Annotated in this window: 9 protein-coding genes; 7 read left to right on the forward strand and 2 right to left on the reverse strand. The window is 69.2% G+C overall.

Annotation, left to right across the window (positions count from 1 at the left end):
* Positions 1-22 precede the first annotated feature (22 nt).
* From J7E96_RS21835 to J7E96_RS21860, 6 genes are all read left to right on the forward strand, one after another.
* Positions 23-1,270: a spermidine/putrescine ABC transporter substrate-binding protein gene (locus J7E96_RS21835; protein WP_215133352.1), complete on the forward strand. Its 1,248-nt coding sequence runs from the start codon at positions 23-25 to the stop codon at positions 1,268-1,270.
* 54 nt (positions 1,271-1,324) lie between these two features.
* Entirely contained in the window at positions 1,325-2,476 is a 1,152-nt protein-coding gene (locus J7E96_RS21840) for an ABC transporter ATP-binding protein (protein WP_215133353.1), read from the forward strand.
* The gene (locus tag J7E96_RS21845; RefSeq protein WP_215133354.1) at positions 2,473-3,408 is read left to right on the forward strand and encodes an ABC transporter permease; all 936 of its coding nucleotides are present in this window, start codon (positions 2,473-2,475) and stop codon (positions 3,406-3,408) included. Before J7E96_RS21840 ends, J7E96_RS21845 begins: the two co-directional genes overlap by 4 nt.
* Positions 3,408-4,214: an ABC transporter permease gene (locus J7E96_RS21850; protein WP_215133355.1), complete on the forward strand. Its 807-nt coding sequence runs from the start codon at positions 3,408-3,410 to the stop codon at positions 4,212-4,214. The genes J7E96_RS21845 and J7E96_RS21850 overlap by 1 nt, the downstream gene beginning before the upstream one ends.
* 21 nt (positions 4,215-4,235) lie before the next feature.
* The gene (locus tag J7E96_RS21855) at positions 4,236-5,654 is read left to right on the forward strand and encodes an FAD-binding oxidoreductase (protein ID WP_215133356.1); all 1,419 of its coding nucleotides are present in this window, start codon (positions 4,236-4,238) and stop codon (positions 5,652-5,654) included.
* A gap of 107 nt (positions 5,655-5,761) precedes the next feature.
* Positions 5,762-6,220: a hypothetical protein gene (locus J7E96_RS21860; protein ID WP_215133357.1), complete on the forward strand. Its 459-nt coding sequence runs from the start codon at positions 5,762-5,764 to the stop codon at positions 6,218-6,220.
* On the opposite strand, the gene J7E96_RS21865 is transcribed toward J7E96_RS21860, so the two are convergent.
* A complete protein-coding gene (locus J7E96_RS21865; RefSeq protein WP_215133358.1) occupies positions 6,147-7,001 on the reverse strand; it encodes a phosphatase PAP2 family protein in 855 nt (284 codons plus the stop codon). The two genes, J7E96_RS21860 and J7E96_RS21865, sit on opposite strands and share 74 nt — an antisense overlap.
* Before the next feature lie 106 nt (positions 7,002-7,107).
* On the reverse strand, positions 7,108-8,442 hold the full coding sequence (gene gabT, locus J7E96_RS21870; RefSeq protein ID WP_215133359.1) for a 4-aminobutyrate--2-oxoglutarate transaminase: 1,335 nt from the start codon (positions 8,440-8,442) through the stop codon (positions 7,108-7,110).
* A gap of 693 nt (positions 8,443-9,135) precedes the next feature.
* On the opposite strand from gabT, the gene J7E96_RS21875 reads away from it, so the two are divergent.
* A complete protein-coding gene (locus tag J7E96_RS21875) occupies positions 9,136-11,520 on the forward strand; it encodes an ATP/GTP-binding protein (RefSeq protein ID WP_215133360.1) in 2,385 nt (794 codons plus the stop codon).
* The last annotated feature ends 60 nt before the right edge of the window (positions 11,521-11,580 follow it).

Below are 11,580 nucleotides of genomic sequence, written 5' to 3' on the forward strand. Positions count from 1 at the left end.
CTCACCCGAAAGGGCACTACGCATGGAGCAGTACGAGCCGGACAGCCTCTCCGCGGCCCAAGTGGCCGCCATGCGACGCAGCATGACGCACGGCAGGGGCGCTCTCACCCGACGTTCGATGCTGCGCGCCTCAGGCGTCGGCGCGCTCGCGATCGGCGGTCTCGGCACGCTGAGCGCCTGTGGCATCCCGCCCGCCAAGCGGGAGGGCGACGCGCCGGCCTCCGACGACCACTCGGCCAAGGAGAAGCAGATCAGCTTCTCCAACTGGACCGAATACATGGACGTCAGTGAGGACGAGAAGAGCCGGCCCTCCCTGGAGGCGTTCACCAAGCGCACCGGGATCAAGGTCAAGTACACCGAGGACATCAACGACAACGTCGAGTTCTTCGGCAAGATCAAACCGCAGCTCGCGGCCGGTCAGGACACCGGACGCGACCTCATCTGCGTCACCGACTGGCTGGCCGCCCGCCTCATCCGGCTCGGCTGGGCGCAGAAGCTCGACCCGTCGAACCTGCCGAACGCGTTCGCCAACCTCTCCTCCCAGTTCCGCTCCCCCGACTGGGACCCGGGCCGCGCCTACTCGTACCCCTGGACCGGCATCTCCACGGTCATCGCCTACAACGCCAAGGCGACCGGCGGCAGGAAGGTCGAAACCGTCACGCAGCTGCTGGAGGACCCCGCCCTCAAGGGCAAGGTCGGTTTCCTCTCCGAGATGCGCGACTCCATCGGCATGACCCTCATCGACATGGGCAAGGACCCGGGGAAGTTCACCGACGACGACTTCGACGCGACCGTCGCCCGGATCCAGAAGGCCGTCGACAAGAAGCAGATCCGCCGCTTCACCGGCAACGACTACACCTCCGACCTGAGCAAGGGCGACCTCGCGGCCTGCCTCGCCTGGGCCGGTGACGTCATCCAGCTCCAGGCCGACAACCCGGACATCAAGTTCGTGATCCCGGAGGCCGGTTACATCACCTCCAGCGACAACCTGCTGGTCCCGGCCAAGGCGCGGCACAAGACCAACGCCGAGAAGCTCATCGACTACTACTACGAGCCCCCGGTCGCCGCCGAGCTCGCCGCGTACATCAACTACGTGTGCCCGGTCGAGGGTGTGCGCGAGGAGCTCGCGAAGATCGACGAGTCGATGGCCTCCAACACGCTGATCCTTCCCGACAAGGCGATGGCCGCCAAGTCCCGCGCCTTCCGCTCGCTCAGCGGCAAGGAAGAGACGGCGTACGAGGAGAAGTTCGCCAAGCTCATCGGCGCCTGAGCCGAGCCGCTGTCCGCTCCCGCCCCCCCTCTCAACACCCTGGGACCACACCCCATGACGCAGAAGACAGAAGGCGGCGACGTCCGCCTCTCCGGGATCAGCAAGACCTACGGCTCGTTCACGGCCGTACACCCGCTCGACCTGACCATCCCGCAGGGCTCCTTCTTCGCCCTGCTCGGCGCCTCCGGCTGCGGCAAGACCACAACCCTGCGGATGATCGCGGGACTTGAGGAGCCGACCACCGGCACGGTCTTCCTCGGCGACAAGGACGTCACCGACCTCCAGCCGTACAAGCGCCCGGTCAACACCGTCTTCCAGAGCTACGCCCTCTTCCCGCACCTCAACGTCTCCGAGAACATCGCCTTCGGCCTGCGCCGGCGCGGCATCAAGTCGTTCAAGAAGCAGGTCGACGACATGCTGGACCTCGTCCAGCTCGGCGCCTTCGCCGCCCGCAAGCCGCACCAGCTCTCCGGCGGCCAGCAGCAGCGCGTCGCCGTCGCCCGCGCGCTCATCAACCACCCGCAGGTGCTGCTCCTCGACGAGCCGCTCGGCGCGCTCGACCTCAAGCTGCGCCGCCAGATGCAGCTGGAGCTCAAGCGCATTCAGACCGAGGTCGGCATCACCTTCGTGCACGTCACGCACGACCAGGAGGAGGCCATGACCATGGCCGACCAGGTCGCGGTGATGAACGGCGGCCGGGTCGAGCAGCTCGGCGCCCCCGCCGACCTCTACGAGAACCCGAAGACGACGTTCGTCGCCAACTTCCTCGGTACGTCGAACCTCATCGAGGCCGAGGTCGTCGAGACCTTGGGCGACAACACCGTGGTCACCTGCGGCGGCTCCAAACTCCGCGTCCCGGGCGAGCGTTGTGCGTCGCAGCCCCGCACCGGCGGCAAGCTGCTCGTCGGCGTACGCCCGGAGAAGGTTTCGGTCGCGCACGCCGACGACGCGGGCAGCGTCGCGATCGGCCGCAACAAGATCACCGGCCGGATCGTCGCCTCCAGCTTCATAGGTGTGTCAACCCAGTACATCGTCGACAGCCCGGCCTGTTCCGACTTCGAGGTGTACGTCCAGAACATCGAGCGCGACGCGCGGCTGGCCCCCGGCGCCGAGGTCGTCCTGCACTGGAACCCCGCCCACACCTTCGGGCTGGACGCGGACCAGGACATCGACGCGGGCGTGGAGACGGTGGAGGAGAGCGCGTGAGCGTCACCGACGCGCCGCCCCTGGCGCCCGCACCGGCGGAGGAACCGCCCGCCCCGCGCAAGGCCTCCACCCGCAAGCGGCTCGTACCGTACTGGCTGCTGCTGCCCGGCATCCTGTGGCTGATCGTCTTCTTCGCGCTGCCGATGGTCTACCAGGCGTCGACCTCGGTGCAGACCGGCTCGCTGGAGAAGGGCTTCGAGGTCACCTGGCACTTCCAGACGTACTGGGACGCGCTGACCGAGTACTACCCCCAGTTCATCCGGTCGTTGCTGTACGCCGGCACCGCCACCCTGCTGTGCCTGCTGCTCGGCTACCCGCTCGCGTACATGATCGCCTTCAAGGCGGGGCGCTGGCGCGGACTCGTCCTGGTGCTGGTCATCGCGCCGTTCTTCACCAGCTTCCTGATCCGTACGCTCGCGTGGAAGACGATCCTCGCGGACGGCGGCCCGGTGGTCGACGTACTGAACACCCTGCATGTCCTGGACATCACCAGCCTGCTCGGCTGGACCGAGGGCGACCGGGTGCTGGCCACGCCGATGGCCGTGGTCTGCGGCCTGACGTACAACTTCCTGCCCTTCATGATCCTGCCGCTCTACACCTCGCTGGAGCGGATCGACGGCAGGCTGCACGAGGCGGCGGGCGACCTGTACGCCACCCCGGCGACCACCTTCCGCAAGGTGACCTTCCCGCTCTCGATGCCGGGTGTCGTCTCGGGCACGCTGCTGACCTTCATTCCGGCGTGCGGCGATTACGTCAACGCGGAACTGCTCGGCTCGACCGACACGAAAATGGTCGGCAGCGTCATCCAGTCGCAATTCCTGCGCGTGCTCGACTATCCGACGGCGGCCGCGCTGTCCTTCATCCTGATGGCGATCGTGCTGGCCATGGTCACCGTGTACATCCGCAAGTCCGGGACGGAGGATCTGGTCTGATGTCTTTGATTCGCTGGATACGACGCAATCTCGTCGTCATCGCCGGGCTGCTGACGCTCGCTTACATGATCCTGCCGAACATCGTCGTGATGGTGTTCTCCTTCAACAATCCGAAGGGGCGCTTCAACTACGCCTGGCAGGAATTCTCGCTGGACGCGTGGAAGGACCCGTGCGGCGTGGCCGACCTGTGCGGCTCGCTCTCCCTCTCGCTCCAGATCGCCGCCTGGGCGACGGTCGGCGCGACCGTGCTCGGCACGATGATCGCCTTCGCACTGGTCCGCTACCGCTTCCGGGCGCGTGGCGCGATCAACTCGCTGATCTTCCTCCCGATGGCCATGCCCGAGGTCGTCATGGCCGCCTCGCTGCTGACGCTCTTTCTCAACATGGGCGCCCAGCTGGGCTTCTGGACCGTCCTCATCGCGCACATCATGTTCTGCCTGAGCTTCGTCGTGACGGCGGTCAAGGCGCGCGTGATGTCGATGGACCCGCGCCTGGAGGAGGCGGCACGCGATCTCTACGCCGGTCCCGTGCAGACGTTCGTACGGGTGACCCTGCCGATCGCGGCGCCCGGAATCGCCGCGGGAGCGCTGCTCGCCTTCGCGCTTTCCTTCGATGATTTCATCATCACCAATTTCAATGCGGGCTCGACCGTCACCTTCCCCATGTTCGTGTGGGGATCGGCGCAGCGTGGCACGCCCGTACAGATCAACGTCATTGGTACGGCTATGTTCGTCATCGCCGTGCTGGTGGTTCTCGGCGGTCAGCTTCTCGCGAGCCGGCGAAAGAACAGCGCACAGCCCCAGTAAGTCCTGAAGGAGTTGGAAACCATGGCCCCAGTTGCCATGCGTAGTGCCGCAGAATCCCTTTCCGGCGTAAAGCCGGTGTCGTTCTGGCTGGACGACCCCGAAAAGCCCGCACCACAGCCCGCCCTCACCGGCGACGAGCGATGCGATCTGCTCGTCGTTGGCGGCGGATACAGCGGACTGTGGACCGCCCTCCTCGCCAAGGAGCGCGATCCCGAGCGGGATGTCGTACTGATCGAGGGGCACGAGGTGGGCTGGGCCGCCTCGGGTCGCAACGGCGGATTCTGCGCCGCCTCCCTCACGCACGGCCTGAGCAACGGCATCTCGCGCTGGCCGGGCGAGCTGGCCAAGCTGGAGGAGCTCGGCGAGCGCAACCTCGACGCGATCGAGGCGGCGGTGGCGGCGTACGGCATCGACTGCGACTTCGAGCGCACCGGTGAGATCGACGTCGCCACCGAGCCGCATCAGCTCGAAGAGCTGAAGGAGATGTACGAGGAGGCGCGGAAGCTGGGCTTCGCCGACGGCCTCGAACTCCTCGACCAGGACGCGGTGCGCGCAGAGGTCAATTCGCCCACCTTCGTCGGCGGGCTGCTCGACCGGCGCGGCGTCGCCATGCTGAACCCGGCCAAGCTGGCGTGGGGTCTGAAGCGGGCGTGCCTCGGTCTGGGCGTACGGATGTACGAGCACACGCGGGGTCTGGACCTGGTTTCGGCCGGCGCGGGGATGGCGGTGCGCACGCCGTACGGCCGGGTCTTCGCCCGCCGGGTCGCTCTGGGCACCAACATCTTCCCGTCGCTGGTCAAGCGGATCCGCTCGTACACCGTCCCGGTCTACGACTACGCGCTGATGACCGAGCCGCTCACCGCCGGCCAGCTCGCCTCGATCGGCTGGAAGAACCGGCAGGGCCTGGGCGACAGCGCGAACCAGTTCCACTACTTCAGGCTGAGCGCCGACAACCGCGTCCTGTGGGGCGGTTACGACGCCATCTACCCCTTCGGCGGCAAGCTGAGCGCCGACATGGACCACCGGCCACAGACCTACCTCAAGCTGGCCGAGCACTTCTTCCGCTGCTTCCCGCAGCTGGAGGACGTGCGCTTCAGCCACGCGTGGGGCGGCGCGATCGACACCTGCTCGCGCTTCTCCGCGTTCTTCGGCACGGCTCACGCGGGGAAGGTCGCGTACGCCGCCGGGTACACCGGCCTCGGTGTCGGATCGACCCGCTTCGGAGCGGACGTCATGCTCGACCTGCTCGCGGGCGAGCGTACCGAGCGTACGGAGCTGGAGATGGTGCGCAGCAAGCCGGTGCCGTTCCCACCGGAGCCCTTCGCGTGGGCCGGCATCGGCATCACCAAGTGGTCGCTCGCCCGGTCGGACGACAACGGCGGCCACCGCAACGTGTGGCTGAAGGCCATGGACAAGCTGGGACTCGGCTTCGACAGCTGAGGCCCGGCTCACACCAATGAGGTGACCGAACCCGCGTAATACTCCGGGCCCGGCCCTCTCTCCCTCGTGAACGCATTGACTGCGCACACGAATGGAGGCCGGACAACATGACTGGCTTGGGGCCGAAGACCGCGGTGGAATGGCTCGTCTCGGTAGCACCGGACCCTGACGCCTGCCGGTGGGAATGGGAGCGAAACCCCCTGGGGGTCGCTCTCCTTCCCGCCGGCAGGCGCTGGGACGTCCTGATCCTGCCGGGGGAGCTGGGCTACCCCACGCTCGACATCCTGGCGCGTCTCATCGACCGCCCGGGGCCTGTCCTCGCCGACTTCGGCGATTCCCGCATGGGCTTCTTCGTGCCGCCGGGCACGGTCGGCCGCTGGATCGGTACGGGCGTACGCGGCGCGGGCCGCGGTACCTGGATCGTCGTCCCCTACCCCGGCCGGGCGGCCGGCGGAGTCCGCTGGCTGGTCCTGCCGGACGGCTCGGGCACGCTCACTGATCCGGCGCTGCTGGAGCTCGCGATGCACGAGGCGGCGGCCGGTATCGCACGGGAAGGCGACGGCTGACCAGAACCAGCAAGGGGAAGCAAAGACACCAGCTGCCCACGACATCCAGCGGCCAGTGGTAGCCGCGCAGGATCAGGCCGGCGCCGGTGGCGAGCGTAAGGACGAGCGCGAGAAGAGGCGGCCAGCAACGGTGGCGGCGTACGTACGCCGAGACGAGCAGGGCCGCGCCGCAGTAGGCCACGGCCGCTGTCGCCGCGTGCCCGGACGGGTAGTACCCGGTCTCCTGTGTGAGCGGCCCGGGCCGGGCGATCCAGGACTTGAGCGGGGCGACCAGGGCGGGGACCGCCGCCATGGCGAGCACGGCGGCGCACGCGGGGGCGACAGCGCTGCGACCGGCGCGCCACAGCGTGTACACGACAGCGGCGCCCAGGGCCGGCAGCGCGACGGCCGCATTGCCGAGATCGGCGAAGAATTCCGTGAGACCGGTCGGGCCGTCGCCCACAACGGCCCGGCCGAGGCGCTCGTCAGCGCGGCGCAGGGGGCCGTGGGCCGCGACCTGCCAGGTGATCAGCGCGAAGAGAAGCCCGAAGAGGGCGCAGAGGGCGAAGCGGGTGAGGAGGAAAGCCGGCTGCCCCGGAACAGGGGGGGTAGTTCCGGGGCAGCCGCCCGGACCGGGCTGCCGCGCGCCCCGGGGGGTGTGGGACGGGCGGCGATCCGATCGGTGAGGAGTTCCGGAGCCCGAAGCTCCGGTGGTGTGCGCGACGGCACGACCAGGGCGGGGCGGGGGGTGCCTCGACCTGGAACCGCCCGCAGTCCCCTGCGAGCGGGGTGTTTCTCTCATCTGCAGAAACCGTACGGCAGAGGGTGGGGGACCGACAGGCGGATCGTCATCCCGCCATTGGCCCCCCACCCTTTCTTCACAGGGTCACCCCCCGCTCACAGACCGCTCACACCCCGGCGAAGGCCGCCTCGATGATGTCCAGACCCTCGTTGAGCAGGTCCTCGCCGATGACGATCGGCGGCAGGAAGCGGAGCACGTTGCCGTACGTACCGCAGGTGAGGACCAGCAGACCCTCGGCGTGGCACGCCTTGGCGAGCGCGCCGGCGGCGGCCGCGTTCGGCTCCTTGGTGTCGCGGTCCGTGACGAGCTCGATGGCGATCATGGCGCCGCGGCCACGGATGTCACCGATGATGTCGAACTTCTCGGCCATGACGGCGAGGCGGCCCTTCATGACCTCTTCGATCCGCTTCGCCTTCTTGTTGAGGTCGAGCTCCTTCATCGTCTCGATGGAGCCGAGCGCACCGGCGCAGGCGACCGGGTTTCCGCCGTACGTGCCGCCCAGGCCGCCACCGTGCGGGGCGTCCATGATCTCGGCGCGGCCGGTCACGGCGGCGAGCGGCAGGCCGCCCGCGATGCCCTTGGCAGTCGTGATGAGATCCGGAACGATCCCCTCGTCCTCACACGCGAACCACTGGCCGGTGCGGCAGAAGCCGGACTGGATCTCGTCGGCGACGAAGACGATGCCGTTGTCGTTGGCGAACTTCACGATCGCCGGCAGGAAGCCCTTGGCGGGCTCGATGAAGCCGCCCTCACCGAGCACCGGCTCGATGATGATCGCGGCGACGTTGTCGGCACCGACCTGCTTCGTGATCTGGTCGATGGCCTGGGCCGCGGCCTCGGGGCCGCAGTTCTCGGCGCCGGTGGGCCAGCGGTAGCCGTAGGCGACCGGGACGCGGTAGACCTCGGGGGCGAACGGGCCGAAGCCGTTCTTGTACGGCATGTTCTTGGAGGTCAGCGCCATGGTCAGGTTCGTACGCCCGTGGTAACCGTGGTCGAAGACGACCACAGCCTGCCGCTTGGTGTACGCACGCGCGATCTTGACGGCGTTCTCGACGGCCTCGGCGCCGGAGTTGAACAGCGCGGACTTCTTGGCGTGGTCGCCCGGGGTCAGCTCGGCGAGCGCCTCACAGACCTCGACGTAGCCCTCGTACGGCGTGACCATGAAACAGGTGTGCGTGAAGTTCTGCAGCTGGGCGCTCGCCCGCCGCACGACCGCCTCGGCGGAGGCGCCGACGGAGGTCACGGCGATGCCGGAGCCGAAGTCGATCAGGCGGTTGCCGTCGACGTCCTCGATGATGCCGCCGTCCGCGCGCGCGGTGAAGACGGGCAGCACGGAGCCCACGCCACCGGCGACCGTGGCGGTGCGCCGGGCCTGAAGCTCGGCCGACTTCGGGCCGGGAATCGCGGTGACGACGCGGCGCTCCTGCGGGATTGCGGTCATGGTGGGGCTCCTGGGGGTATTCCGGACGCTTCTTTACTTCGCAGGCTAGGGGTGGGGGGTGGGACGGGGCATGTTCCGTTAGGGAGAAGTGGGGGCGTGTCGTTGTCCGCGGCGGACATACCGGGGGCGGGGGCGCGACGCGGTGGCGGTGCCTTGCGGGCTTTTCCCCCCGCCACTTCCCGCTGTGACTTCGCGGCTCCGCCGCGCCGGGGGCAAGCCCCCAGCCTCCCGGAGGCCCTCCGGCCGCCCTCCGGGCGTGTCCTCAAACGCCGGACGGACTGGATATCGCCTGGATATCGCAGGGCAGGGGCTGCGCAGCTACGCCACTTGCACCGTCAGTCGGCTTCGGTCGCTTCAACAGCACGATTCAGGGCTCAACGTGCGACGAACCCGCCACTTAACGAGGCGCAGCACTTCTCGAGCCCCATCCGTCTCAGCCGTATCGCCTCCAGCTGTCTCAGGAGTCGAATGGGGGTGGGTGCACCAGCGGCCGTTCCCGCAGCCGCTTAGCCAGGGGCCGAGCCACCCCTTCAACCTCGCGCGCCCCACCCGCCGAGTCCGCCACCCGGCAACGAGACACCATCCCCAGCAATATCCCCCCACCCGGGCGTGCAGCAGTGAACTGCCCAGCCCCGGGCACTAGATTGAGGCCCGGCGCACAGGCTGGTCAGGGGACGAGGGGCAGGGCAGCACATGGACACCGAGGGCACACACGACGCACCGGGCGCCTGGGCCACTCCGGTGACACCAGCGAGTCCACCGCCCCCGCCCCCGCTGCCGCCGACCCTCCCATCGCAGGCTCCGGCTCCGCCGGCCCGTTCCCCACTCGCCGGCTGGCTGAACATGCCCAGGCAGGCAGAGGCACCCGGCATCTGGAAGTACGGTCATCAGCCGCGCCCGCCGCAGGCACAGCCGGACGCGGTCGCCGACCGCCAGCTCCTGGTGGGGGCACTGATCGCGCTGCTGTCCGGGATTCTGATCTGGACGCTCTGGTGGAACGGCTATATCCCGTACTGGCGTGTCCCGATGAAGCTGGTCACGCCCGCCGACTGGTGGAACCCGGGCCTGACCGGAGGGCCGCGGAACAGGGACGCGATCGACGCCACCATCGTCTATCAGGGACTCTTCGCGGTGCTGCTGATCTACGGCTTCGGCCGGCTCGGCAACTGGAACGAGGTCTTCAGGCGCTTCGTCGGCAGCCGTGAGCAGCCCTTCCGTGCCACCGTCACGGTGCTGGCTGCGGCCCTTGCCCAATGGGCGGCCTGGACCGGCAACATCCCCGTCACCGCGCCGGTACTGATCCTGGTTCCCGACGCGTGGCTGGCCGGCGGCGGCAACCGGTACCTGGCGGCGCTGGTCGTCTACCTCCTGTACGCGTTGATCACGGCCGCCCTGCTGTGGCCCTTCGCCAGGCTGGGGGACTGGGCCGGAGCCATGCGGCTGCTGCTGCGGCGACGTCCCGCCGACGGCGCCGCGCAGGCCCGTGAACACCAGGCCCCGCCGGCTCCCGGGGTCACTGCGGCCGACTGGCCGGAACTCAGGGAGGCAGGCCGGCGGGAGGCAGCCGACCGGCTCGCCGCCGATCTGACCGGAGGCCGGATGAACGATGTCGACTGCGTGCGCGTGCGCCGCGCCTGGAGCGCGGCGCAGCGCGATCCGGCGCGCATGGCGTCCTTCGCCGACACCGTCCGCCAACACGGTGCGGCAGCCTTCGCCCACCCCTCCGGCGACCGGGACCTGCCGAGTCGCACGGCCACCCACGACGTGCTCGCCGGCCAGGTGCGCATCGGCAGTTACGCGGACGACGACCGGAATCCGTACCAGTGCCGCGGCTCCGGCGTGGCCCTGGAGCCCGCACTGCTCGGCACCTCCCTGCTCGCGGTCGGCCCTCCCGGCGCGGGCAAGACGCGCCGGCTCGTCCGGCCCGTCGTCGAGTCGCTCTCCCTGCAGGCGCTCGCCGGGCAGTGCGGCGTCATCGTGGTCTGCGCCGCCGGCACCCCGCTCGGCCCGGACGAGGCGTACGACGTCGTGGTCAAGCTCGGTGACGCCGCATCCGTCCACGACCTCGACCTGTACGGCGGCACCTCAGACGTCGACGAGGCAGCTGCCGTCCTGGCGGAGGGGCTCGTCGGTGACCTGGGCGGTGTCGACAGCCGGCGTGCCGCGACGGCGCTGGCCCAGCTGCTCGGGCCGTACCACGCCGCCCACGGGCGGTTCCCCACCGTGCCCGAACTGTGCGAACTGCTCCACGGCACACCCTCCGCCCTTGAGGAGCTCCGCCAGACGCTCGAAGCGAGTGACGATCAGGCGATGCTGCGCGAACTGGCGTCCCACCAACGGCACAGGGGCAGTACGGCCGACCCCTGCGCGGCGCTCGCCGACCGGCTCTTCCTCCTCGACCGCCCCGCCTTCGCCGGATTCTTCGCCACGGGCAAAGAGCGGCCCTTCTCACTGCGGGCCATGCGCCATCACCCGCTTCGCGTTCGCGTCGACCTGCCGGAACGCGGCCACCCCGAGGCATCGAGGCTGTTCGCCCGGCTGATCCTGGCCCAGTTCACGGCCATGGCCGTCAACCGCGCCGATCCATCCCTCTTCACGTGTCTGGTGCTCGACGACGCCGTCGGCACGCTGACCGCCGACACGGTGCGTGGCATCCGTCGTCTGCGGTCCGCCAACGCGGGAGTCGTGCTCGGCCTGCGGACCATCGACGACGTCGCGGAGCAACTGCACAAACCACTGCTCGGCGCGGTGGGCTGCCACCTGGTCCTCTCCGGGGTGACCACCTGGGACGGCAAGCAATTCTCCGAGGCATGGGGCACGCAGTGGGTCGAGACCAGGGAGGTCGCCGAGCACGCGGTCTTCGCCGACCAGCCTTTCACCCGCGCGGTCCATGCCGTGCGCAAGATGGTCACCGGCAAGACCGTCACCAGGAATGCCGTTACGGTGCGGAAGGTCGAGCGGGACCGCTGGTCGGCTTCCGACCTGGCGCACGCCGTGCCCGCGGGACACGCGGTTCTCTCCCTGACCACGGTGCGGGGCGAGCACGCTCCGCCGCTGCTCGTGGACCTGCGGAGCTGAGTGGGGCGGCGCGCGGGACCCGTACGTCCTGGCACAATCGGTATGAGCCGTTCATACGCG

The organism is Streptomyces sp. ISL-96, from assembly GCF_018614035.1.
Taxonomy (GTDB): domain Bacteria; phylum Actinomycetota; class Actinomycetes; order Streptomycetales; family Streptomycetaceae; genus Streptomyces.